Consider the following 23,884-nt stretch of genomic DNA (forward strand, 5'->3'; position numbering starts at 1 on the left):
GGACGCGGGGCGGGCGGGAGGGGCGGGGGTCGGGCGGGTCCTCAGGCGGGGGCGGGGAACAGCGCCCGCACGGCCGCGCGCAGGCCGGCGAGGTGGCCGTCGGCGCGGGCGCGGGCGGCGGCGGGGCCGCCGGCCTCCACCGGCAGCACGATCTCCAGGTACGCCTTGAGCTTGGGTTCGGTGCCCGAGGGCCGCAGGGTGACCCGGCCGCGCGCCGGTCCGCCGAGGCGGTAGCGCAGGGCGTCGGTGGCGGGCAGCCCGCCCAGCCCCTCGGCGAAGTCCTCGACGCCCTCCACCTCCAGGTCGCCGAAGGCGCGGGGCGGGCGGGCGCGCAGCCCGCGCATGGCCTCGCCGATGAGCGCGAGGTCGGCCACCCGCAGCGACTCCTGGGCGGTGGCGTGCAGGCCGCAGCGGCGGGCCTGGTCGTCGAGCAGGTCCAGCAGGGTGCGGCCGGCGCGCTTGGCCTCGGCCGCCATCGCGGCGACGGCCAGCGCCGCGCCGATGCCGTCCTTGTCGGCGACCGGGCGGCCGCCGTCGCCGGCCAGGCAGTAGCCCAGCGCCTCCTCGTAGGCGAACACGCACCGCTCCCCCGGCCCGGCGGCCCGCGCCAGCCACTTGAAGCCGGTCAGGGTCTCGGCGCAGCGCACCCCGTGGGCGGCGGCGATCTTGGGCAGCAGCCCGGCCGAGACGATCGTGGTGGCCACCATCCGGTCCGCGCCGCGGGTGCGCTCCAGCACGTACTCGGCGAGCAGGCCGCCCACCTGGTCTCCGGTGAGCAGCCCGTGGCCGGGCACGCCCACGGCCAGCCGGTCGGCGTCGGGGTCGTTGGCCAGCACGATGTCGGTTCCGGCGTCGCGGCCCAGCGCCAGCGCGAGGTCCATCGCGCCGGGCTCCTCGGGGTTGGGGAACTCCACCGTGGGGAAGTCGGGGTCGGGCTCGGCCTGCTCCAGCACGACGGCGGGCGCGGGGAACCCGGCGCGGGCGAACGCGGTGGCCAGGGTGGCGCCGCCCACCCCGTGCAGCGGCGTGTAGGCGGTGGTGACGTCGCGCTCGCCGCCGAGCGGCAGTCGGCCCACGGCGGTGAGGTAGCGGTCGACCACCTCCTCGCCCAGCACCCGCCAGCCGGTGCCCAGCGGCAGCGTGTCGGCGTACTGCACGGCGTCGACGGCGGCGGAGATCTCGGTGTCGGCGGGCGGCACGATCTGGGCGCCGGCGTCGGGGCCGGTCCCGCCGACGTAGACCTTGTAGCCGTTGTCGCGGGGCGGGTTGTGGCTGGCGGTCACCATGATCCCGGCGTCGGCGGCCAGGTCGCGCACGGCGTGGGCCAGCACCGGCGTGGGCAGCGGCCGGGGCAGCAGCAGGGCGGTGCACCCGGCGCCGGTGAGCACGGCGGCGGAGTCGCGGGCGAAGTCGGCGGAGCGGTGGCGGGCGTCGTAGCCGATGACCACGGTGGCCCCGGCGCCGGCCCAGCGCGCCACCCCGGCGGCGGCGCGCATGACGGTCACCCGGTTCATCCGGTTGGGGCCGGCGCCCAGTTCGCCGCGCAGGCCGGCGGTGCCGAACTCCAGGCGGGCGCCGAACCGGTCGGCCAGCGCGTCGTCGTCGCCGGCCTCCAGCAGCGCGGTCACCTCCGCCCGGGTCGCAGGGTCGGGGTCGTGCTCGCGCCAGGCCAGCGCCTGGGCGCGGTAGGAGTCGCCCATGGTCCGCGTCGTCCCTTTCCGTTGTCGCTTCGAACCCGCCGCCCGGCGGCGCCGCACCGCCCTCGGCCGCTAGGGCGTGTTTTATGGATACTCGCCCTACTGCGCGGCGCCCCAGCACCACTCTCGCTGCGTTCTCGTCGGTCGACAGGGAACCACCCTGACTCCCTCCTCGGCCTTGCGAGAGCGGCACTGGTCCCTATCCGGCGCCCCGCGCGGGGGCGCTTCGCGCCTGGCGCGGGGCGCACGCGAGTGCGCCGCTCGCTACGGGCGGCATCCATAAAACACGCCCTAGTCGCCCTGGGAGTCGGCGGCCGGGGTGTCCAGGCGGGCCACGATCGCGGCGAGCAGCGCGCCGACGTCGGCGGCGACGTCGCGGCCGGTGGCCAGCACCTCCTCGTGGTCCAGCGGCTGGCCGGTGAGCCCGGCGGCGACGTTGGTGACCAGGGAGATCCCCAGGACGGCGGCGCCGGCCTCGCGCGCGGCGATCGCCTCCAGCGCGGTGGACATGCCCACCAGGTCGGCGCCGATGGCGCGCAGCATCCGGATCTCGGCGGGGGTCTCGAAGTGGGGGCCGGGCATGGCGGCGTAGACGCCTTCGCGCAGCGCGGGGTCGGCCTCCTTGGCCAGCGCCCGCAGTACCGGGGAGTAGGTGTCGGTGAGGTCGACGAACGCGGCGCCTCGCAGCGGGGAGCGGGCGGTGAGGTTGATGTGGTCGGCGATGAGCACCGGGGAGCCCACGGGCATGTCCGGGCGCAGCGACCCGGCGGCGTTGGTGAGGACGACGGTGGAGGCGCCGGCGGCGACGGCGGTGCGCACGCCGTGCACGACCGGGTCGGTGCCGTGGCCCTCGTAGAGGTGGGTGCGGCCCAGGAAGACCAGCAGGTCGCGCCCGCCGGCGCTGAGGCTGCGCACCGTGCCCCGGTGGCCCTCCACGCCCGGCGGGACGAACCCGGGCAACTCGCTGACGGCGAACTCGCCGCCGGGCCCGCCGAGGGCGTCGGCGGCGGGCACCCATCCCGAGCCCATCACCAGGGCCACGTCGTAGGAGTCCACTCCGGTGCGCGCGCGCAGTTCGTCGGCCGCCTTGCGGGCGGTGATCACGGGGTCGGTGGTCACGGGTGCTCTCTCCTTTGGCACGGGGACGCGGTCGGCGCGGACACGGGGCCGCTCAGTGATCTTGTCCCGTCGCTGCGGGTCCGGGCAACGACGTACCGCCCGGCGCGGCGCGCGGGTTCGCGGCCGGGCCGGCGGCCGGGCGGGGGCGCGGGGCGCGGCGGCTCACCGCACCGGCCTGCGCAGCAGGGCCTGGGGGCCGGCGGTCGCGGTGAGGGGGACCTGGTGGCCGGTGGGGGCGAACCCGCCGGCGAGGTAGGCGCGCACGGCCGGGCGGTTGGTCTCGGCGACGGCGACGAGGACGGCACGGGCACCGGGGTGCACCGCGCGCACCAGGGCGTCGAGGCGGGCGCAGGCGGTGCGGCCGATCCGCCGGTTCTGCCACTCCGGCGCCAGGTAGAAGGCGCGCAGCAGCACGGCCGCGCGCGGGTCGCCCACGGCGGTGGGGGCCGCCTCGCCCAGCAGCAGCGCCAGCCGGCTGACGGCGCCGCCCCGCTCGATGATCCCGAAGCCCACCGGGGTGTCGGCGCGCATGACGGCGAAGGGGAAGCGGTCGGGGTCGGCGTCGGCGCGCGGCAGGGTCTCGACGGCCTCGGTGACCAGCCGCCGCTGCCCCGGGGCCACGCGCAGCCGCAGCACGGCGGCGCGCACCCGGTCGACCTCGCCTTCGCCGCGAAGGTCCAGCCGCAGCAGCCGCACTCCGGCGGCGGGATCGCCGGCGCCGGGAGCGTCGGGGGGGTCGGCCACCTCGCGCCACCTTTCTGCCGGCCGGTCCCGCCGTGCGGAACCGGGGCGCGCGGTGCGGGCACCGCGCGCCCAAATGCCCAATATCGCACAGGGCGCCCCGGACGCCCGGGGCGCGGTGGGGGTCACCTGCCGACGGGATGCCAGACGGTCTTGGTCTCCAGGAACGCGGTCATGCGCGCCAGGCCGGGGTCGGCGGTCCAGTCCTCGTCGGGGCGGGGGCGCAGCACCCGCTTGAGGGTGCCGGCGGCGGCCCGCTCCAGTTCGGCGGCCTCCTCGGGCGCGGCGCCAGTGAGGTCGAGGCCGTTGACGTCGGCGTGGGCGGCCAGGTGCGGCGCGATCTCGGCGGTGCGGCCGGTGAGGATGTTGACGACCCCGCCGGGCAGGTCGGAGACCGCCAGCGCCTCGGCCAGGGTGAGCGCGGGCAGCGGCGCGCGCTCGGCCGCCACCACCACGCAGGTGTTGCCGGTGGCGATGACCGGCGCGATGACCGACACCAGCCCCAGCAGCGGGGCGCGCTGGGGCGCCAGGACGGCGACCACGCCGGTGGGCTCGGGCGTGGAGAGGTTGAAGTAGGGGCCCGAGACCGGGTTGGCCCCGCCCACGACCTGGGCGATCTTGTCGGGCCAGCCGGCGTAGTGCACCCAGCGGTCCACGGCGGCGCAGACCAGCCGGTCGGCGTGGTCGGCGGCGATGCCGTCGGCCTCGGCGATCTCGGCGGCGTACTGGGCGCGGCGGCCCTCCATCATCTCGGCGACGCGGTAGAGGATTTGGCCGCGGTTGTAGGCGGTGCGGCCCGCCCAGCCGGCGAACGCCGCGCGCGCGGCCACCACCGCGTCGCGGGCGTCCTTGCGTGAGGCGAGCGCGGCGTTGGCGAGGTGGCCGCCGTGGGCACCGGTCACGGGGTAGCACCTGCCTGACTCCGAGCGGGGGAAGGCCCCGCCGACGTAGAGCTTGTAGGTCTTGCGGACGGCCAGGCGGGCGGGGCCGGCGCCGGCGGGCAGGCGGTCGGGCGCGGGGCCGCCGGGCTCGGGCGCGGCCGCCAGGTGGGGCTGGGCGTCGGGGGTGTCGGCGGCGGGCCGCTCAGGCGTGGACAAGGTAGCCCTCCAGTCCGTGGCGGCCGCCCTCGCGGCCGTAGCCGGATTCCTTGTACCCGCCGAACGGACTGGCCGGGTCGAACTTGTTGAACGTGTTGGACCACACCACCCCGGCGCGCAGCCGCTCGGCGGTCCACAGCATGCGCGAGCCCTTCTCGGTCCAGATGCCGGCCGACAGGCCGTAGGGGGTGTTGTTGGCCTTGGCCACGGCCTCCTCGGGGGTGCGGAAGGTCAGCACCGACAGCACCGGGCCGAAGATCTCCTCGCGGGCCACCCGGTGGGCCTGGGTTACACCGGTGAGGACGGTGGGCGGGAACCAGTAGCCGCGTTCGGGCAGGGGGCAGGCGGGCGACCAGGACTCGGCGCCCTCGTCGGCGCCGGCGCGGGCGAGTTCGCGGACGCGGTCGAGTTGGGCGGCGGAGTTGATCGCGCCGATGTCGGTGTTCTTGTCGAGCGGGTCGCCCAGGCGCAGCCGCTCGATGCGGGCGCGCAGGCGCGGCAGCAGGTCGTCGGCGACCGACTCCTGGACCAGCAGCCGGGAGCCCGCGCAGCAGACGTGGCCCTGGTTGAAGAAGATGCCGGAGACGACGCCCTCGACGGCCTGGTCCAGCGCGGCGTCGTCGTAGACGATGTTGGCGCCCTTGCCGCCGAGTTCGAGGGTGAGGCGCTTGGGGGTGCCGGCGACCGCGCGGGCGATCTCGCGGCCGACCTCGGTGGAGCCGGTGAAGGCGACCTTGTCGGTGCCGGGGTGGGCCACCAGCGCGCGGCCGGTGTCGCCCGCGCCGGTGACGATGTTGACGACCCCGGGCGGGAGGTCGGCCTCCTGGCAGATCTCGGCGAAGGCCAGCGCGGTCAGCGGGGTGGTCTCGGCGGGCTTGAGGACCACGGTGTTGCCGGTGGCCAGCGCGGGCGCGATCTTCCAGGCCAGCATGAGCAGCGGGAAGTTCCACGGGATGACCTGGGCGGCGACCCCCAGCGGGCGCGGCGCCGGCCCCAGGCCGGCGTGGGCGAGCTTGTCGGCCCATCCGGCGTGGTAGAAGAAGTGCGCGGCGACCAGGGGGAGGTCGACGTCGCGGGTCTCCTTGATGGGCTTGCCGTTGTCGAGGGTCTCCAGCACGGCCAGTTCGCGCGAGCGCTCCTGGATGATCCGGGCGATCCGGAACAGGTACTGCCCGCGTTCGGCTCCGGGCATGCGGCCCCACACGCCCTCGTAGGCGCGGCGGGCGGCGGCCACGGCGCGGTCGATGTCGGCGGCGCCGGCCACCGCCACCCGGGCCAGGGGCTCCTCGTCGGCGGGGTTGAGGGTGGTCAGCTCCCCGCCGCCGGCGGCGGGGGTGAACTCGCCGTCGATGAACAGCTCGTAGGAGGGGCGCAGCGACACCACCGCGCGCGACTCCGGCGCGGGGGCGTACTCCAGGCCCAGGGGTGCGGGGCCGGTGCCGTGCGGGCCGCCGGGGCGGGCGGCGCGCTCGGTGCCGGCGGCGGGATCGGCCCGGTCGGGCTGTTCTGCCACGGGTCGGCCTTTCAGTCCAGGGTGTAGTAGTCGGGGCCGGGGTAGCTGCCGGTGGACAGCCGGGTGCGCTGCATCAGCAGGTCGTTGAGCAGGCTGGAGGCGCCAAGGCGGAAGTGGGCGGGGTCGAGCCAGCCGGGGCCGGCGACCTCGTTGACCAGGACCAGGTTGCGCAGCGCGTCCTTGGTGGTGCGGATGCCGCCGGCGGGCTTGACGCCGACCCGGCGGCCGGTGGCGGCGTGGTGGTCGCGCACGGCCTCCAGCATGATCAGCGTGACGGGCAGGGTGGCGGCGGGCGCGACCTTGCCGGTGGAGGTCTTGATGAAGTCGGCGCCGGCGTGGATGGCCAGCCACGAGGCGCGGCGGACGTTGTCGTAGGTGGCGAGTTCGCCGGTTTCGAGGATGACCTTGAGGTGGGCCGGCCCGCACGCCTCCTTGACCGCCAGGATCTGGTCGTAGACGGCGCGGTAGTCGCCGGCCAGGAACGCCCCCCGGTCGATGACCATGTCGATCTCGGCGGCGCCGTCGGCCACGGCGCGGCGGGTGTCGGCCAGCTTGGCCTCCAGCGGCGCCCGGCCCGAGGGGAACGCGGTGGCCACCGACGCCACCGCCACGCCGCTGCCCGCCAGGGCGTCGGCGGCGGTACGGGCGAGGTCGGGGTAGACGCAGACGGCGGCGACCGAGGGGACGGCGCGGTCGGCGGGGTCGGGGCGCACGGCCTTGGCGCACAGCGCGCGGACCTTGCCGGGGGTGTCGGCGCCCTCAAGGGTGGTGAGGTCGACCATGCTGATGGCGAGGTCGATGGCCCGCGCCTTGGCGGTGGTCTTGACGCTGCGGGTGGCGAGGTCGGCCGCGCGCGCCTGGACACCGACCTCGTCGACACCGGGCAGGCCGTGCAGCAGCGCCCGCAGCGCGGCGTTGGACACGGCGGCGTCCGGCGGCAGCGGGCTCGGGGCCGCCGCGCCGGGCGGTGGAGCGGTATCGGTCACGTGGCACCTCACGGCTGTCGCTGGCGGCGCGCGCGGAGGCCGCGGCACCGGTGATCACCGCCACCATAGTGCCACGATCGGACAAATCACCGCCTGCGGCCCGCCGCGCGCAGCCCCGGGCGTGAGGGGCGTCGCCGCTGGTGAAAGGGGGTGGCGCGGGCGCGCGGGCCGGCGGCGCGGGCGCGGGGCGAGGGCGGCCGGGCGGGGGCATCGGGCATCATGGGGAGCCGGAGGCGGGAGGGACCGCCCGGCTCACGGCACGCGCGCTCCCGCGAGGGCGGGCAGCACGACAGGAGGGGCAATGGCGGAGTTCCGGATCACCTCCGAGGACGGCGTCCTGGACCTGAAGCGGCTGGCCGCCGACCTGGTGGAGTCCCAGGGCTGGCCGCGCGACCAGGTCGGCATCTGGGAGAACCGGGGCGGCGGCGACGTCGTCGTCACCGTGGACGACGCGCTGCTCGCGCGCTCGGCCGGACCCGACCCGATGAACGTCCCCGTGCACACCCGCAGCGACGTCCACCGGGCGTGCGAGACCCTGCGCCGCAGCGACCCGTCGCTGCGCGGGGTGGACTTCGCCGACCTGCGCGACGAGGCCGCCCGGTTCTTCTCGGCCGGGTGGACGGTCAACGACCTGCTGCACGCGCTGGCCAACCGCTACGACGGCGCACCGTGGCCGCGCGGCGAGGGGTATGAAGGCATCGAGTGGCTCCAGCACCGGCTGCGCGGGTGGAAGTCGCCGCGCGGGGACATCCGGCCCTCGGTGTCGCAGGAGGGCGCCCAGTTGCGCATCGTGGGGCGCGTCGGCCTGCCCGAGGGGCTGGGGCTGCCCGCCGAGGAGCCCGCCGACCACCGCCGCGCCGCCTCCCCCGAGACCGCGCGGGCGGCCGCCGACGACGCCCGGCGGCTGATGCGCGCCCAGGCGCCCACCACCAGCGACGCCCTGGCGCACCGCGAGCGCACGGCCGCGCACATCACCCGGCCGCCCGGTGCTCGCGGGGGCTCCGGCGGCGGCTGGTAATTTCTCGTCCATGCGGCCAGAAAGCAGTCAGGGCGGTCGGAAGAAGCGCTCCTTCATCGAGGAGGCGCGCCGCGCGCAGATCATCGAGGCCGCCATCCAGACCATCGCCGAGGCCGGCTTCGCCAACTCCTCGCTGGCGCGCATCGCCCAGCGGGCCGGGATCAGCAAGGGCGTGATCTCCTACCACTTCTCCAGCAAGGACGAGCTGATGGAGCAGGTGGTCATCCAGGTCTACACCGCGATCGCCGAGTACGTGGGGCCGCGCATCATGGCCGAGCCCGACGCCCGCGCCGGCCTGCGGACCCACATCCGCACGGTGGCCGAGTACATGCGCGGCCACCGCGAGCAACTGCTGGCCCTGGGCGCGATCTTCACGGGCTCGCTCACCCCCGAGGGCAGGTCCAAGTACGGGGCGGCCGGCTCCGAGCCCATCTACCAGGGCATCGAGGCCCTCTTCCGCGACGGCCAGCGGGAAGGGCTGTTCCGCGCGTTCGACCCCCGGATGATGGCGGTGAACCTCCAGGCCGCCATCGACGGCATGTTCGGCTACTGGGCCGCCTACCCCGACCACGACCTGGAGCGGCACGCCGAGGAACTCGCCGAGGCCATGGACCGCGCCACCCGCGCCGACCCGCCGCAGGCGTAGCCGGTCCCGGCCGGTCCCGCACCGGCGCGGCCGCCCGCCCCGTGGACCGCGAACCGGCCCTCTCACCCGCGAGCGGCGCCCGCCCGTTCGCCCGCCCAGCGGGGCGTGCGGGGCGTGTGACACGCGTCCGCTTCCGGCCGCCCCCGGGTCCCGCCGGGGGCCCTCTAGGGCGCTGAACGGCGGATTCACCCGCCGCTCCGGGTCTTCCCCGGGGTTCCTCCAGGGGGCTTCTCCGTGGCATCTCAGGGTCCACCGGGATTGCGTTCTGTCCGCACGTCCTGAAAACTGACCACGTGGCCAAAAATCCGGCCAACCGTATGGTTCCTCCTTCGCGCTCGGAGTCCCTGATGTCCCTGGAGTCGCCCCCGGCCGGCTCGGCCCCCCACGCTCCCCCGCCCTCCGCCTCGCCCTCCGCCGCCTCCCCCGCCGCCCCGGCGGACGCCGCAGGCGCGGCCCCCCGCCCCCGGCTGCACTACCTCGACAACCTGCGCGTGGCGCTGACCGTGCTGGTGGTGCTGCACCACGTGGCGGTCACCTACGGCAACATCCCGGTGTGGTACTACGTCGAGTCCGCCCAGGACCCCACCGGCGGCCTGCTCGACCTCCTGGCAGTGCTCAACCAGGCGTTCTTCATGGGGTTCTTCTTCCTGGTGTCCGGGTTCTTCGTCCCCGGCTCCCACGACCGCAAGGGCGGGCGCGGCTTCCTGCGCGGCCGGCTGGTGCGCCTGGGCATCCCGCTGCTGGCGTTCCTGCTGCTCCTGCGGCCCGTCGCCACCCTGGGGGTGTTCCAGGACTACGCCGACCAACTGCCCTACTGGCTCTTCTACCTGGTGTCCTGGGACCCCGGACCGCTGTGGTTCGTGGAGACCCTGCTGGTGTTCTGCCTGGTCTACGCGCTCCTGCGGCGCGTGGGCGACCGCCGCGCCGCTCCCGCCGCCGCCACCGCGCGGACCGCCGGCCGCATGCCCGGCCCGCTCGCGGTGGCCGGGTTCACCGCCGCGCTCATCGTGCTGACCGCCCTGTGGCGCGTGCTGGTGCCCGTCGGCTCCTACTGGCCGATCATCGGCGTGGCCACGCCCGCCTACATGCCGCAGTACGTGCTGCTGTTCGCGGTCGGCGCCCTGGCCTACCGGCGCGGCTGGTTCGACCGCATCCCCGCCGCCGCGGGGTGGGCCGCCCTGCCGGTCGCCCTCGCCGGTGCCGTCGGCGTGGGGGTCGGGGCCGTCATCGGCGGCACCGCGGCCGCCCCGCTGCACTGGTCGTCGCTGCTCTACACCACGGCCGAGGGCGTGTTCGCCGTGTCGGTCATCATCGTCCTGCTGTGCCTGTTCCAGCACCGCTTCAACAGCCAGCGCGCCCTCGGCCGGTTCCTCTCCGCCAACGCCTACGCCGTCTACTTCCTGCACGCGGTGGTGCTGGTGGGCCTCGGCTACGCGTTCGCCTGGTGGGACGCGCCGGCGATCGCCAAGTTCGCGGTGGTGGGGGCGCTGTCCCTGCCGCTGTGCTGGGGCGCCGCCGCGCTGCTGCGCGCCGTCCCCGGGGCCAAGCGGGTCTTCTGACCCCCTCGGGGCTCCGGCACCAAAGGACTAGAAGATCTCGACCAGCCGCCCGATCGGGTCCACCTCGCGGAAGCGGGCGTGCCCGGCGGGCGGTTCCGCGTGCTCCAGGACCCAGGTGGCGGGGTGGGGCACCAGCACCGCGCCCATGCCGGCCGCCAGCGCGGGCAGGATGTCCGAGCGCACCGAGTTGCCGATCATCCAGGTCGCGCCGGGGTCGAGGCCGTGGTCGCGGCCGAACGCCTCGTAGGCGGCCGGGTCCTTCTCGCGCACGATGCCCACGCCCTTGAACAGCGGCGCCATGCCCGAGGCGGCGATCTTGGCCCGCTGGTGCTCGGGGTCGCCCTTGGTCAGCAGGTACAGCCGGTGCCGCCGGCGGAGCGTGTGCAGGGTCTCCAGCGCGCCCTCCAGCAGCACCAGCTCGCCCTCCACCAGTGCCGCGCACAGCCGGTGCAGGAACGCGCGGTCGGCGGGGCCCACCGGCCGGTCGGGGCGCAGCCGCGCCAGGCAGTCGCCCAGGCTGCGCTCGAAGACGCGGGCGCCGTAGCCGTGGGCGGCGGTGTTCTCGCGTTCGACCTCGGTCAGCGCCGCCCGGACTTCGGCCCGCGACAGCGTGGGGTGGTCCACGTAGTCGACGAAGGTCTCGACCGCGCGCTCGAACAGCACCGTGCACTCCCACAGCGTGTCGTCGGCGTCGAAGATCAGGTTCTGCGGCACCGCGCCTCCCCGTGTGTCGTCGGCGTTCTCCCCGGTGGCGGCGCCGGCAAAGCCGCCACCGCCCTGGCGCGCACCGGGCGGCGCGTGCGACCCTACCGGGCACGACACCAGACCGGACCTTACGTTACATTCGTGCGATCACGCCCTAGCGTGATAACGCGGCTCCAGCCACGTGCGCGAACTCCGCGAGCCGGGTGCACCATCGGGAGGACATGCATGCGCGAACCGTCCCTGTCGCAACTCCTGCCGGTCGACGCGATCGTCACCGGCATCCAGGTCGACGGCTGGCGCTCGGCCATCAGGGCCGCCGGTGAACTGCTGGTCGCCACGGGCGCCACCACCGCCGACTACATCGAGCAGATGCAGAGCGCCGTCGACGAGTACGGCCCCTACATCGTGATCGCCCCCGGCCTGGCCCTGGCCCACGCCCGCCCCTCGCCGGCGGTGCTGCGCACCGGCCTGTCGTGGGCGGGCCTGCAAGAGCCCGTGGAGTTCGGCCACAGCACCAACGACCCCGTGCGCCTGGTGGTCGGGCTCGCCGCGGTGGACCACGACGGCCACTCCTCGGCGCTGTCGCGGCTCGCGCGGCTGCTGGCCGACCCCGCCCGGCTCGACCGGCTCTCCCGCTCCACCAGCGCCGAAGAGATCCACACCACCATCTCCGAGTACGAATCGAGCGCCGACGAATGAAGATCCTCGCGGTTTGCGGAATGGGTATCGGTACCAGCGTCCTGCTCAAGAGCAACGCCGAGCGCGCCGCCCAGGAGCTGGGGCTGGACGCCGACGTGGAGGTCGCCGACATCGGCACGGCGCGCGGCGCCGCCGCCACGGCCGACATCGTGCTGACCTCGGGCGAGCTGGCCGCCGAACTGGGCGACCTCAGCGTGCCGGTCGTGGTCATCGACAACTTCGTGGACGGCACCGAGGTGCGCGACAAGCTCGCCGCGGCGGTCAACGGCTGACCCCGCGCCGGGGCCCGGCCCTTCCCCCGGCGCCGCCTCCCCCGCCCTGGTCGTTGTCGGTCCCACGGTTAGTGCAGGAGCGGTCCCATGCAGTGGCTCGTCGCGGTAGCGCAGTTCGTCGTCAACGAGATCCTGAGCATCCCCGCCTACATGGTGGGCCTGATCACCGCGGTCGGCCTGATCGCGCTGCGCCGCTCGGTCGGGCAGGTGGTGGGCGGCGGGATCAAGGCCGTGCTGGGCTTCCTGCTGATCGGCGCCGGCGCCGACCTGGTGGTGGCCGCGCTCGACCCGCTGGGCGTGATGATCCAGGGCGCCGCCGGCGCCCAGGGCGTGGTGCCCACCAACGAGGCGATCGTCGCCATCGCCCAGGACAGGTTCGGCGCCCAGGTGGCCTGGATCATGATCGCCGGGTTCGCGCTCAGCCTGGTGCTGGCGCGGTTCACCCCGCTGCACTACGTGTTCCTCACCGGCCACCACACGCTGTTCATGGCCACCCTGCTGACCATGGTGCTGGCCACCACCGACCTGCCCACCGTGGTGACGGTGGCGCTGGGCGCGGTGCTGCTGGCCGTGGTCATGGTGTCGCTGCCGGCGCTGGCCCAGCCCTGGACCCGGCGGGTGGGCGGCGACGGCAAGATCGCCATCGGCCACTTCGGCACGCTGGGCTATGTGGCGGCCGGCGCCACCGGGCAACTGGTGGGGCGCACCAGCCGCAGCACCGAGGAGATGAAGCTGCCCGAGGGGCTGCGCTTCCTGCGCGACTCCATGGTGGCCACGGCGCTGTCGATGGTGCTGATCTACCTGGTCGTGGCGCTGGTGTACTGGGCGCGCCAGGGCACCGCGGCGGCGCTGGAGATGTTCGAGCCGGCCCAGGGGCTCGACCCCACCATCGGCCACTTCCTCATGCAGTCGGTGATGCAGGGCCTCCAGTTCGGGATCGGCGTGGCGGTGATCCTCTACGGCGTGCGGACCATCCTGGGCGAACTGGTACCGGCGTTCCAGGGGATCGCCGAACGGATCGTGCCCGGGGCGGTGCCCGCGCTGGACGCCCCCATCGTGTTCCCCTTCGCGCAGAACGCCGTGCTGATCGGGTTCATCTCCAGCTTCGTGGGCGGGCTGGCGACCCTGGCGGTGATGGCGCTGGCGATCAACCCGGTGTTCGGGCTGGCGCTGATCCTGCCCGGCCTGGTCCCCCACTTCTTCACCGGCGGCGCCGCCGGGGTCTACGGCAACGCCACCGGCGGGCGCCGGGGCGCGGTGGCGGGGGCGTTCGTCAACGGCGTGCTGATCACCCTGCTGCCCGCGCTGCTGCTGGGGGTGCTGGGCGACTTCGGCAGCGCCAACACCACCTTCGGCGACGCCGACTTCGGGTGGTTCGGGATGGCGATCGGGTACGGGTTCCGCGCCGGCGACGGCATCGGCGTGGTGATCGCCCTGGTGGTGGCGGGCGTGCTGCTGGCGGCGGCGATCATGGTGCAGAAACGGGTGGTGGAGCGCGGTTGGGACCCCGGCGCCCGGCACGAGGCGGCGCTGGCCGAGCGCGCCGAGCGCGAGGAGAAGTAGCCGCCGGCGCACCGTCCCGCCCGGGACGAGCCGCCGCGCGGCGCGCCGGATCACCGCGGGCGGGCGAAGCGGCGGGAGGTCCAGGCCAGGGCGGCGGCGGTGCACGCGGCGACCAGCAGGAGTTCGAGGGCCACCGGCGGCTGCCAGCCGCCCCACTCCACCGTGGACAGAAAGGCGGCGGACTCGGCGGGGTCGGCGCCGCCCACGGCGGCGATGGTGCGGCGCTGGGCATCGACGGCGTAGGTCAGCGGGTTGGCCAGGGCCACCGCCGCCATCCACCCGGGCATGGCGCTGAGCGGGAACATCATCCCCGACAGGAACAGCAGCGGGGTCATCAGCACCCCCAGCACGGTGTGGAAGGTCTGTATCCGGCGGATGGACACCGCCACCGCCGCTCCCAGCGCGGTCATGGCCAGGGCTGTCAGGCCCAGTTGGGCCAGCAGCGCGGCCAGCAGGCCCGGGTGGTAGGGGATCCCCACCAGCCCCGCGCAGGCCAGCACCACCACCGCGTTGCAGGTGGCCACGGTGGCGCCGCCCAGGCACTTGGCCAGCACCAGGGTGGAGCGGCGCACCGGCGCCACCAGCATCTCGCGCAAGAAGCCGCTCTCGCGGTCCCAGACGATCGAGGCTCCCGCCGAGACCGCCGGCGCCTGCGCGGCCATGACCAGCACCCCGGGGAAGAGGAACCGCAGGTAGGCGTCGCCCGCCGAGCCGTCGGCGCCGGACTCCGCGAGTAGGCGGGCCAGGCCCACCCCCAGGATGAACAGGAACAGCATCGGCTGGAACAGCGACACGGCGGCGCGGGCGGGGTCGCGGAGGTAGTGCAGCATCTCGCGGCGCCACACCATGGCGCCGGCCCGCAACTCCAGCGCGGCGCCGGCCGTGGGCGCGGCGGGGGCGGCCGGCGCGGCGGGGGTCACGGCGCGCCGCCCGGCGCGGGTGCGGCCCCGCCGGCGGCGGTGGCGGGGTGGCCGGTGTGGTGCATGAAGACGTCGTCCAGCGTGGGGCGGGCGACGCTGACCGCGTGGACGGCCACGCCGAGGTCGGCGCACAGGCGCGGCACCAGGCCGGCGGCGTTCCGGGCGCGCAGGGTCAGGGTGTCGCCCGCCGCCGAGGCGGCCAGCCCGAAGCGGTCGCGCAGGACGCGGGCCGCGGCGGGGTTGTCGGCGGTGCGCAGCTCGACCCGGTCGGCGCCCAGGACCGCCTTCAGCTCGGCGGGGGCGCCCTGGGTCACGATCCGGCCGGAGTCGACGATGGCGACGCGGTCGCAGTGGTCGGCTTCGTCCAGGTAGTGGGTGGTGAGGAACAGGGTGGTGCCCTCGTGCCGGCTGATGTCGCGCAGGTGCGCCCAGACGCGCGCGCGGGCGTGGGGGTCGAGCCCGATGGCGGGTTCGTCCAGGAACAGCACGCGCGGCCGGTGCAGGATGCCCCGGGCGATCTCCAGGCGGCGGCGCATGCCGCCGGACAGGGTGCGCACGAGGTGGGCGCGGTGGCCGGAGAGCTCCACGAGGTCGAGGACCTCCCCGACGCGGTGCGGCAGGCCGGCGCGGGGCAGGCCGTAGAGGTCGCCGTGGAAGCGGAGGTTCTCCTCGACGGTGAGTTCGGGGTCGAGGGTGGACTCCTGGAACACCAGGCCGATGCCGCGGCGCACGGCGCCGGGCGCGGTGCGGGTGTCGTGGCCGCAGACCTCGGCCCGGCCGGCGGTGGGCGGCACCAGCGTGCACAGCATGGCGATGGTGGTGGTCTTGCCGCAGCCGTTGGGGCCGAGGAAGCCGAACATCTCGCCCTGGGCCACGGTGAGGTCGAGGCCGCGCACCGCCGCGACCACACCCGTGGACGTGGGCCCGCCGACGGCGCGGCTGGCCGGGGCGGCGGCCGGATCGGGGCCGGACGCCCCGGGGCCGGGCCGCGCCCCGGGGCGGAGCCGGAGTGGGAACAACGGGGTCCTTTCCGCGGTGCTGGCCGCTGGCGGGGGTGGAGCGGCGCGCGGGTCAGCCGTCCAGGCCGAGGCGCCGCTGCCAACCGTCGGGCACGACGAACCCGAAACTCCAGCGGTCGGAGGCGGTGGGGTTGACGATGCAGTGCCAGAAGAGGCGGTCGGGGTCCTGCTCGACCTTGAAGAACCGCACGATCTTGGGCCGCTCGGTCAGGGTGACGAGTTCGCCGGTGTCGGGGTGCATGTACCGGAAGAACGAGGTCTCGGCGGAGGCGAACGGCGGGTCGACCTCGATGATGTACATGCGCCAGCCGGGCTGGCTCTCGTTGGTGTGCCAGAGCCGGTAGCTGTTGGGCGGGTACCACATGCTGCCGGAGAAGCGGATCTCGCAGCCGAAGAGGTCTTCGAGGGCGGCGATGGTGCGCCCCTTGGCCGCGAGGTAGTCGAGGTAGCCGGGGTGGTCCACGTGCTCGTCCAGGTTGATGACGTGGAACTCGCGCTCGTTGCTGTCGGGAGGGCCGGGGCGGCCCTCGGCCTCGGCGGCGCGCTGGACGCCGGCCTCCCAGGCGCGGTACTCGGGGCTCCCGGGGGCGAGGTCGGTGGTGCGGAGGTCGTCGGAGCGGTGGCGCCGGGCGAAGGCGTCGAGGTCGACGGTGGGCGGCTTGATGGCCAGTCGCGGGATCTCGCTGAGCACGGGCTCGAACCCGGGGAGGTCGGTGAGTGAGTACTCGTGGTGGTAGAAGGACGTGCGGCCGGGGTCGGCGGCGGCCGGCTCGGGGGCGGGCGGCGGGCCGGGGGCCTCGCCCTCGGGCGGCACGAACGCCGAGGAGGCCGCGGCGAGGTCGGTGAGCTGGAAGTCGAAGCCGTGCCGGCGGCCCAGCGCGACCATCTCGCGGGCGGCGGTCATGGCGCGGAGTTGGGCGGTCAGCTCCCGCGAGGAGTAGACCGTGCGCAGGAACTGCGTGCAGGACTCGATGGACATCGTTACCCCTTCGCGGAGTCGGTGGCGGGCGGGTCGAGGAGCAGCACCGAGGGCACGCGGTCGGGGGCGGCCAGCCGCAGGAAGTGCATGCCCATACCGGAGATGCCGAGCATGAGCCCGGGGAAGAAGTCGGTGCTGTCGCCGGTGATGCCGTGGCGGGCCTCGTCGAAGGTGCGCCACTGGTTCTGCACCTGCACGTTGGCCTCCAACTGGAAGGCGGGGTCGTCGTGCAGGCGGCCGTAGCGCAGCAGGAGTTCGGCGTTGCCGGACCGGCCGTGGCAGAGGGTGTCGTTCATCAGGCGCGGGAAGTTGCGCACGGTGGCGGCCAGGGCGATCCCGGCCTCGCGCAGCAGGAGGTCGTCGTCGCGGCCGAGGAGGTCCCAGGCGCTGATGCGGCTGAGCCCGATCCCGGCGGCGCCGTTGCACCAGGCGTTGGCGTAGTGGCGGTTCTCGCGGACGACTCCCCCGCCGAAGGTGCGCAGGTCGTACCAGTCCTGGGCGGTGGGGTCGAAGTGGTAGGACTCGTAGGCGAACGCCCGGCGGCCGGCGGCGATGTAGTCGGGGCGGTCGATGCGCACCCCCAACTGGATGAGCGCCCAGCCCATGCCGGCGGCGCCGTGGGTGAACCCGGTGAGGTCGAGCTGGGTGGGGTCGGCGCCCTGCTGGGGCCAGCTCAGGGTGTCGCCGTTGTCGCGGGCGCGGCGCAGCAGGTGGTCGGCGCAGCGCACGGCCTCGGTGAGGCCGGCGCCGTCGGCCGCGGCGGCCAGCCCCAGCAGGACCGGGATGAGCCCGGCGGCGCCGCCGAGGATGTCGAGGTGGGGGTCGGCCTCGATGCGGTCGCCCAGGCCGGCGGTGAGCCGCACCGCGCGGTCGAGCAGCGCGGGGTCGCCCCAGAGGTGGTGCAGGTGGGTGAGCAGGTAGACCAGTCCGCCGGTGCCGGTGAAGGCGCCGATGCGCCGGTGGTCGTCGGCGTGGGCGAGGGCGTGGTGCAGCGCGCGTTCGGCCGCGGCGCGGACCCGGGGGTCGGGGGTGAGGTGGTCGAGGTAGGCCAGGAACAGCGCGATGCCCGCGGAGCCGAGGTAGAGGTCGGCCTCGATGTCGGCTTCGACGGGGGTGCCGTTGTCGAGCCGGTAGGAGGTCCAGGGCGCGGGGGCGCCGGGGTCGCGCAACTGGTCGCAGAGCCGCAGGCCGATGCGTTCGGCCTGGCCGCGCGCGGCGGTGACGAAGGAGGGGCTGGAGATCTCGCCGGCGGAGAGCCCGGCGGCGATGTAGTGCCGCTGCTGGGTGCGGTTCTCGGGCGAGAGCCGGCGGATGCGTTCGGCCGCGCCCTGCACCGGCGACTGCGCGAGGTAGGACGCCACGGCGGTGGTGTGGTCGTGGACCAGGCGGCGGTCGTGGGCGCCCACGGTGAACAGCGGGATGTCCATGCGCCACAGGGACTGGAGTTCGCATTCGGCCAGGACGCCGTGGGTGTCCCACACCCGGGGCGCGGCGCGCACCACCCGGGCGAGGAGGTCGACCTCGAGGGGGTCGGCCAGCGCCTTGGGGTGGCGGGCGGACAGCAGGGCCTGGGCGTAGACCTGGGTGGCCCGGTTGATGAACCGCAGGGTGGCGCCGGAGAAGGCGTCGGCGACGTGCTGGGCGGTGCGGTCGGGCCACTGGCGGAACCAGTCGTAGACCCGGCTGAACCCGGTGGTGATGGCGTCGGCGTGGTCGCCGGGGTCGACCAGGTGGTCGCCCAGGAAGACGCGGTTGGCCGGGGTGGGGGCGACGCGGACGCCTTCTTCGTGGGTGACCGAGGCGGCGAAGGTCATGCGGGGGCCGCTGACGCGCGGGACGGCGATGGGCATCTCGTAGGCGGTGCCGCCGGCGTAGCCGCTGATGTTCATGGCGGCGGCGCCGTCGGCGCCCACGGCGGGCCGGGGCCATTCGAGCAGGCCGGTGTTGAAGACGGAGTCCAACAGGGTGCCCGAGCCCTCGATCTGGCCCTCGGGGCGGGCGCCGAGCACGGTCTCGCAGTCGCAGACGTAGGCGTTGCCGTCGGCGACGAGGATGTTCTCGAAGTGGAGGTCGCCGCCGCCCAGCACGTAGAACAGGGCGAGGTAGCCGCCGAGCTGGCGGTAGACGCGGTCGACGTCGGCGGTGGCGCCCACGCGGTTGCGTCCGGCGGGGATGGCGGCCTCGTAGCCGTAGGCGCCGCGGTCGAGGACGGCGCGGGTGGCGAAGTCGACGGCGCCGGATTCGCGGATGCGGGTGAGCAGGTCCTGGACGGCGGCCTCGGCGGCGATGCTGCGGGGCTTGTAGACCAGGCTGCCGGTGCGGCCGTTGTCGAGGTCGACCTGGACGAACGCCACCTGCTGCGCGCCGGCGTGGGGGTCGGAGTGCCCCAGGGTGAGGGCGCGGAACCGGGTGATCGGGCTCTCGAAGAACGCGGCGGAGAGGTCGGCGGCGTCGGCGCAGAGGCGGTCGATGAGGTGGGCGCCGTAGTCGGCGAGCAGGCGGGTGACGTGGGCCAGCCACCGGCCCAGCACGGGGTAGCGGAGGTAGAAGGAGTGGTAGGCGGCGCCGTCGGCGAAGGCGGTGTCGAGGAAGGCGAGGTAGTCGGCCTCGGTGGCGGCGGCCTTGTCGAGGCCGGTCCGCGCACAGTGGACGTTGCCCTCGGCCTCGACCGCCCAGGCGAGGTGGAGGTCGAAGCGGTCGAGCAGGTGGTTCTGGAGGTCGGCCACGACGCGGCGGTCGACGAGCCCGGAGCGGGCCGCGGGGTTGCGGTCGCGGGCGGACTCCAGGCGGCGGCCGAGTTCGAGGAGGAAGGGTTCGCAGGCGGTGGCCAGGCGGCCGTAGTAGGTGTCGGGTGCGCGCCAGGGGGCGTCGGGGTCGGCGGCGGGGGCGTGGTCGTAGGTGTCCAGGGCGGCCTGGTAGGTGGGCAGCCAGTCGGCGTGGAGGTCGGTGAAGACCCGCCGGACGGAGTCGTCGGCGTGGGGCAGGTGGAGTTCGTGCAGGCGGTAGGCGGTGAGGATGCGGGTGTAGTCGGCCTGGTCGAGGCCGGCGGGCGCGGCGGCGGAGCCGGGTTGGGGCTGGCGCCGCAGCCGGTCGGCGAGCTTGGCCGAGGTGCGCTCGATCTTCCAGGTGTCGAAGGGGTCGAGTTCGGCGGCCGCGCCCGGACGGGGGTCGCCCAGCGCGTCGACGATCCGGATGCGCTCCGCGAGGTTGCACGCACGGGCCGCGATGTCGGCGGGGTAGGGGTTTCCCATGGTCCAGTCGGCTCCTGCCGTCGAAGGGGCGGCGCGGGGCCGCCGGTGGCCGGGCGGGCCGGCGGCGCCGGCCCGCCACGGGTCCGGGCGGGGACCCGCCCCGCCCGGCCGCTCTCAGGGACTGCTACTTGGTGGAGCCGTCACACACGACGGTGAAGGGGCCCCAACTGCAACTGGTGCTGCACGCGAAGATCTCGCTGCTGACGATGCCGTCGGTCCAGGAGTCGACGGCCGCCTGGTCGGCCTGCTCGACCGCGGTGGGAAGCGCGTCGGCGGTGAGGCCGAAGGCGGCGGGGTCGGCGAGGACCGCGGCGCGGAACTCGGCGTCAACGGCGGCCTGGTGCATCAGCGTGGTGGTGGACATGTGTTCTCCTTCGGTGGTGTGGCGATGTGCCGATTGCGTGAGGTGGTGATGGACCGGGCGGCCCCGGCGGGCCCCGGTGGTTCACTCGGACTTCTCGGCGGTGAGACGCATGCCGGTCTGCTGCTCGACGTTGGCGAGTTCCCGCATGGCGGCGCCCATGTTGTCGCTGTCGCTCTGCCAGTCGACCACCTGCCTCTCCTGGGGCGTGATGTCGTCGCGGAGCCAGAAGGACTCCAGCCACCCCTTGACGGCGTGGGGGTGGAGGTCGGGGACGGGTTTGACGTGGGCCAGCAGGGGCTCCTCGTGCACGGCGAGGGCGGTCTGGAGGAGTTCGCGGAGTTTGCCGTCGGGCGGCAGCAGGGAGCACAGGACCACCAACTGCTGGATGCGGCGGATGGTGTCGACGCCTTCGTAAATGGTCGGTTCTTTTGCGCTCATCGGCGAACCTTCCTGGAGTGGCCCGTGGGAGGCTGTGCGAGCGTGGCCGCGGAGATCCGGCGGAGGCGATGTGCGGTTTCGAGCGACCCGCCACGAGGTCCCGGACATGGCGGCCGACTGGTTTTTCCGCGGATCCGCTCCAGCCATATAGGAGCATAGACGAAAGGCCGCCACCGGACCCTTTCATTCGTCTTACTTACTTCTTTCATTTGCCGCATCGCAGGGCCACCCGCATTCCCGGAAAAGCACCATTCTCCCGATTGGTTCACTGCTCGATTCCGCTTTTCTCCGGCAGTGCCCCGGTCTGCCCGGTTCGGGCGGCGGGGACCGTGGCCGGGGCGCCGGCCGCGGTGGCGAGGCCGGGATCGCCGCGCAGCACGGCGAGGTGGAGGTCGCGCGACTCGGGGCAGGGGTCCATGCCGGTCTCCTCGCGCAGGCGCGCGCTGAGTTCGGCGTAGGTCTCAAGCGCCTCGACCCGCCGGCCGGCGCGGTAGAGGGCCAGGACCAACTGGCGCCAGAAGCCCTCGTGGAAGGGGAACTGCCGCACGAGGTCGCGGAGTTCGGCGATCAGGGGGTCGTGGCGGCCGCGGGCCAGGGCGAGTTCGTGGGCGCGCTCGCGCACCGGCAGCCACTCCTCGGTGACGCGCGCGACGAGGTCGCGCCGCAGCGCCTCGGAGCGGATCTCGGGCAGGACGGGCACGCTCCACAGCGCCAGGGCCTGGCGCAGGGCCGCGGACTCGGAGTCGTGGTCGCCGCGCGCGGCGGCCTGCCGGGCGTGGGCGGCCAGCCGCCGGAAGCGCAGGAGGTCGAGCTGGTCAGGGCCGGCCTCGACCAGGTAGCCGGCCGAGCAGGTGCGCACCACCGCCGACAGTCCCGGGGTGTGGTGGTCGAGGGTGTGGCGCAGCCGGGTCAGGCACGTGTGGAGCGCGGCCCGGGGGCTGAGCGGCGGGGTGCGGTCCCATACCCAGCGCACGAGCTGGTCCTGGGCGACGGGTTCGTTGGCGCTGAGCAGAAGGGCCGCCAGCAGCGCCCGCTGCTTGCCCGCGGAGAGCCGGACCGGGTTGCCGTGCACGGCCACCCGGAGCGGCCCCAGGACAGAGAAAGCCACCCCTTGAGCCATAAGCGTTCCCCGCTTCCCGGCACGGGAGGTGGCCCCCGCCGCGCCCAGCCCGACACGCTGTGGACCATAACCGGATTTCGGAAATGCCATTAATGCGTGCAGTAACGATCACGGCGGAATTTTATCCGTTTCACCGGCACCGGCGGCGGCGTTATCCACAGATGCCGACGGAAGGGAGCCGCGCGCGTCGCGCAATAGGAGTGGGGCGGCGGAAGCGCATGACTGGAACACAGGGATATGAATTCCAATAAGGATATATGACCGGAAATCCGGGGAGATGGAACTGGGGAAATCGGCATCCGGGATGCGGAGCGCGGGACGGGGCCGCCCCCGCCGGGCCGCCCCCGCACACGCGACGGCCCGGAGCGCCGGGCGCTCCGGGCCGTCGCGGTGGAACGGCGGGATCAGCGGATCAGATGTGCACGACCGGAGCGTCGGTCCCGGAGTCGTTCCGCTGCGGCTTCATGAACATCGCCAGGACGGCCGCGGCCACCATGACGGCGGCGGCGATCCCGAAGGACAGGTGCATGCCGTCCAGGAACGCCAGGTTGCTGGCGTGGGTGATGGCCTCGGCCGTGGCGCCCTGGGCCGACCCCACGACCTCGCCGCCCTGGGACACCGCGCTCTGCATCTCCTGAGCCTCGGCGGCCGACAGCTCCCCCAGCCCGGCGTCGGCGAAGTGGCCCGGCAGGGTGGAGACGATCACCAGCGACAGCACCGCGCCCAGCACGGCCGTGCCCAGCGAGCCGCCCAACTGCATGGCGGTCTGCTGGAGGCCCGACGCGACACCGGCCAGCGACACCGGCGCCGCGGTGATCATGGCGGCGGTGGCTCCGGTCATGACCAGGGTCAGCCCGACGCCCAGCAGCAGGAACCCCGCCGAGGTGGCCACGACGCCGGTGTCGAAGCTCAGCCGCGACAGCAGGAACAGGCCGGCCGCGGCGATGAGCAGCCCGGCGACGGTGGGCACGCGGGTGCCGAAGCGGTCCATCAGCCGCCCGGCCGGGGTGCCGAGCACGCCCATCATCAGGGTGAGCGGGAGCAGTTGCAGGCCGGTCTGCATGGGGCTGAGGTCGCGCACGCCCTGGAGGTAGAAGGTCACGAAGAACAGCGACCCCATGAGGCCGAGCGCCACCAGGACCATCAGCACCACGCCGATGGACAGCGCCGGCAGCCGGAAGATGGCCAGCGGCATCAGCGGGTCGGCGGCGCGCGCCTGCCACAAGACGAACCCGGCGCCGAAGGCCAGCGACACCGCCAGCACGGCCAGGGTCTCGGGGTGGGTCCAGCCCACCACCGGGGCCTCGACCAGCGCCCAGACCAGGGCGAAGATGGCCACGCTCAGCAGCAGGATGCCGAGGACGTCCAGGCGGGAGGAGGGGTCGGTGGCGCGGTTGGGGCCGATGAGCCACAGCGCCGCCGCGACCGTCACGATGCCCAGGGGCACGTTGATGAGGAACGCGGCCTCCCAGCCGAAGGAGGACACCAGGATGCCGCCGACGATGGGGCCGGCCGCCATGGCGCCGCCCAGGATGCTGCCGAACACGCCGAAGGCGCGGCCCAGCATGTGCGGCGGGAAGTTGGAGCGCAGCAGGCCCATGGCGGCGGGCGCGATGGTGGCGCCGAAGATGCCCTGGAGGATCCGGAAGCCCACCAGCACGGGCACCGCCCCCGAGAGCGCGATGCCGATCGAGGTGAGGGTGAACCCGACGACGCCGATCAGGTACATGCGGCGGTAGCCGAAGCGGTCGCCGAGCTTGCCCGAGGTGATGAGGAAGACCGCCAGGCCGAGCAGGTAGCCGTGGGTGACCCACTGGAGTTCGGCCAGCGAGGCGCTGAGGTCGCGGGCGATGTCGGGGTTGGCCACGGCGACGATCGTGCCGTCGAGGGCCACCATGACCACGCCGAAGGCGATGGCCACCAGCGTGCCCCAGGGGCCGCCGCGGAACCCGCGCGGCGCGGGCGGCGCCGGCGGCTGCCCCGGTTGGTGGATGGGTCTGGCGGCGGTGTCGGTCATGGTCTCCCCCTGTGGGCCGTGGTCCCCGCGGGCGGCGGGGACCGGACAAGATTATGGCAGCAACTGACACTTGGCAATCGCTGACTGTTTTTCGCGCCCGCGGGTATCATCCGGACAGACACGCACTGACGATGAGGTGAATGCGGTGAACGTAACGGCAC

The 23,884-nt window shown here is 74.5% G+C and carries 21 protein-coding genes; 6 read left to right on the forward strand and 15 right to left on the reverse strand.

The window, feature by feature from the left end:
- Nucleotides 1–41: 41 nt before the first annotated feature.
- The 6 genes from LG943_RS21520 to deoC all read right to left on the reverse strand — a co-directional run bounded on the left by LG943_RS21520 (nucleotide 42) and on the right by deoC (nucleotide 7,108).
- On the reverse strand, nucleotides 42–1,700 hold the full coding sequence (locus LG943_RS21520) for a phospho-sugar mutase (protein ID WP_270074149.1): 1,659 nt from the start codon (nucleotides 1,698–1,700) through the stop codon (nucleotides 42–44).
- Nucleotides 1,701–1,988: 288 nt separating this feature from the next.
- Nucleotides 1,989–2,816, reverse strand: a complete 828-nt coding sequence (locus LG943_RS21525) for a purine-nucleoside phosphorylase (RefSeq protein WP_270074150.1) — start codon at nucleotides 2,814–2,816, stop codon at nucleotides 1,989–1,991.
- A 162-nt stretch (nucleotides 2,817–2,978) separates the two neighbouring features.
- On the reverse strand, nucleotides 2,979–3,560 hold the full coding sequence (locus LG943_RS21530; protein WP_270074151.1) for a GNAT family N-acetyltransferase: 582 nt from the start codon (nucleotides 3,558–3,560) through the stop codon (nucleotides 2,979–2,981).
- Between the two features lie 122 nt (nucleotides 3,561–3,682).
- Nucleotides 3,683–4,561 (reverse strand): aldehyde dehydrogenase family protein, encoded by an 879-nt coding sequence (locus LG943_RS21535; RefSeq protein WP_270074171.1) that lies wholly within the window; start codon nucleotides 4,559–4,561, stop codon nucleotides 3,683–3,685.
- Between the two features lie 79 nt (nucleotides 4,562–4,640).
- Nucleotides 4,641–6,077: an aldehyde dehydrogenase family protein gene (locus LG943_RS21540; protein WP_270074172.1), complete on the reverse strand. Its 1,437-nt coding sequence runs from the start codon at nucleotides 6,075–6,077 to the stop codon at nucleotides 4,641–4,643.
- Nucleotides 6,078–6,178: 101 nt separating this feature from the next.
- A complete protein-coding gene (deoC, locus tag LG943_RS21545; protein WP_270074173.1) occupies nucleotides 6,179–7,108 on the reverse strand; it encodes a deoxyribose-phosphate aldolase in 930 nt (309 codons plus the stop codon).
- A gap of 346 nt (nucleotides 7,109–7,454) precedes the next feature.
- Here deoC and LG943_RS21550 point away from each other — a divergent pair, with 346 nt between their 5' ends.
- The 3 genes from LG943_RS21550 to LG943_RS21560 all read left to right on the forward strand — a co-directional run bounded on the left by LG943_RS21550 (nucleotide 7,455) and on the right by LG943_RS21560 (nucleotide 10,376).
- Nucleotides 7,455–8,171: a hypothetical protein gene (locus LG943_RS21550; RefSeq protein ID WP_270074152.1), complete on the forward strand. Its 717-nt coding sequence runs from the start codon at nucleotides 7,455–7,457 to the stop codon at nucleotides 8,169–8,171.
- Nucleotides 8,172–8,181: 10 nt separating this feature from the next.
- The gene (locus tag LG943_RS21555; protein ID WP_270074153.1) at nucleotides 8,182–8,817 is read left to right on the forward strand and encodes a TetR/AcrR family transcriptional regulator; all 636 of its coding nucleotides are present in this window, start codon (nucleotides 8,182–8,184) and stop codon (nucleotides 8,815–8,817) included.
- A gap of 317 nt (nucleotides 8,818–9,134) precedes the next feature.
- Nucleotides 9,135–10,376 (forward strand): acyltransferase family protein, encoded by a 1,242-nt coding sequence (locus LG943_RS21560; RefSeq protein ID WP_270074154.1) that lies wholly within the window; start codon nucleotides 9,135–9,137, stop codon nucleotides 10,374–10,376.
- Between the two features lie 27 nt (nucleotides 10,377–10,403).
- Here the strand turns inward: LG943_RS21560 and LG943_RS21565 are convergent, their stop codons facing one another.
- Nucleotides 10,404–11,090 carry an HAD family hydrolase gene (locus tag LG943_RS21565; RefSeq protein ID WP_270074155.1) on the reverse strand — a complete coding sequence of 229 codons (687 nt, stop codon included), beginning with the start codon at nucleotides 11,088–11,090 and terminating at the stop codon, nucleotides 10,404–10,406.
- A 216-nt stretch (nucleotides 11,091–11,306) separates the two neighbouring features.
- Here LG943_RS21565 and LG943_RS21570 point away from each other — a divergent pair, with 216 nt between their 5' ends.
- The 3 genes from LG943_RS21570 to LG943_RS21580 all read left to right on the forward strand — a co-directional run bounded on the left by LG943_RS21570 (nucleotide 11,307) and on the right by LG943_RS21580 (nucleotide 13,615).
- Nucleotides 11,307–11,780 carry a PTS sugar transporter subunit IIA gene (locus LG943_RS21570; RefSeq protein ID WP_270074156.1) on the forward strand — a complete coding sequence of 158 codons (474 nt, stop codon included), beginning with the start codon at nucleotides 11,307–11,309 and terminating at the stop codon, nucleotides 11,778–11,780.
- On the forward strand, nucleotides 11,777–12,052 hold the full coding sequence (locus tag LG943_RS21575) for a PTS sugar transporter subunit IIB (RefSeq protein WP_270074157.1): 276 nt from the start codon (nucleotides 11,777–11,779) through the stop codon (nucleotides 12,050–12,052). The genes LG943_RS21570 and LG943_RS21575 overlap by 4 nt, the downstream gene beginning before the upstream one ends.
- A gap of 87 nt (nucleotides 12,053–12,139) precedes the next feature.
- Nucleotides 12,140–13,615 carry a PTS ascorbate transporter subunit IIC gene (locus tag LG943_RS21580; RefSeq protein WP_270074158.1) on the forward strand — a complete coding sequence of 492 codons (1,476 nt, stop codon included), beginning with the start codon at nucleotides 12,140–12,142 and terminating at the stop codon, nucleotides 13,613–13,615.
- Between the two features lie 50 nt (nucleotides 13,616–13,665).
- On the opposite strand, the gene LG943_RS21585 is transcribed toward LG943_RS21580, so the two are convergent.
- The 8 genes from LG943_RS21585 to LG943_RS21620 form a co-directional block, all read right to left on the reverse strand.
- Nucleotides 13,666–14,535, reverse strand: a complete 870-nt coding sequence (locus LG943_RS21585) for an ABC transporter permease (protein WP_270074159.1) — start codon at nucleotides 14,533–14,535, stop codon at nucleotides 13,666–13,668.
- Nucleotides 14,532–15,431: an ATP-binding cassette domain-containing protein gene (locus LG943_RS21590; protein ID WP_270074160.1), complete on the reverse strand. Its 900-nt coding sequence runs from the start codon at nucleotides 15,429–15,431 to the stop codon at nucleotides 14,532–14,534. The genes LG943_RS21585 and LG943_RS21590 overlap by 4 nt, the downstream gene beginning before the upstream one ends.
- A gap of 175 nt (nucleotides 15,432–15,606) precedes the next feature.
- Nucleotides 15,607–16,533 carry a Nif11-like leader peptide family natural product precursor gene (locus LG943_RS21595; RefSeq protein ID WP_270074161.1) on the reverse strand — a complete coding sequence of 309 codons (927 nt, stop codon included), beginning with the start codon at nucleotides 16,531–16,533 and terminating at the stop codon, nucleotides 15,607–15,609.
- Between the two features lie 2 nt (nucleotides 16,534–16,535).
- Entirely contained in the window at nucleotides 16,536–19,784 is a 3,249-nt protein-coding gene (locus tag LG943_RS21600; protein ID WP_270074162.1) for a type 2 lanthipeptide synthetase LanM family protein, read from the reverse strand.
- 124 nt (nucleotides 19,785–19,908) lie between these two features.
- Nucleotides 19,909–20,148, reverse strand: a complete 240-nt coding sequence (locus tag LG943_RS21605; RefSeq protein WP_270074163.1) for a cinnamycin family lantibiotic — start codon at nucleotides 20,146–20,148, stop codon at nucleotides 19,909–19,911.
- A gap of 81 nt (nucleotides 20,149–20,229) precedes the next feature.
- Nucleotides 20,230–20,586, reverse strand: coding sequence for a DurN family substrate-assisted peptide maturase (locus LG943_RS21610; RefSeq protein ID WP_270074164.1), 357 nt, complete (start codon nucleotides 20,584–20,586; stop codon nucleotides 20,230–20,232).
- Between the two features lie 265 nt (nucleotides 20,587–20,851).
- On the reverse strand, nucleotides 20,852–21,694 hold the full coding sequence (locus tag LG943_RS21615) for an AfsR/SARP family transcriptional regulator (RefSeq protein WP_270074165.1): 843 nt from the start codon (nucleotides 21,692–21,694) through the stop codon (nucleotides 20,852–20,854).
- A 424-nt stretch (nucleotides 21,695–22,118) separates the two neighbouring features.
- Nucleotides 22,119–23,723 (reverse strand): MFS transporter, encoded by a 1,605-nt coding sequence (locus tag LG943_RS21620; RefSeq protein WP_270074166.1) that lies wholly within the window; start codon nucleotides 23,721–23,723, stop codon nucleotides 22,119–22,121.
- Nucleotides 23,724–23,884: the final 161 nt, after the last annotated feature.

Source organism: Streptomonospora mangrovi (assembly GCF_027604915.1).
GTDB classification, from domain to species: domain Bacteria; phylum Actinomycetota; class Actinomycetes; order Streptosporangiales; family Streptosporangiaceae; genus Streptomonospora; species Streptomonospora mangrovi.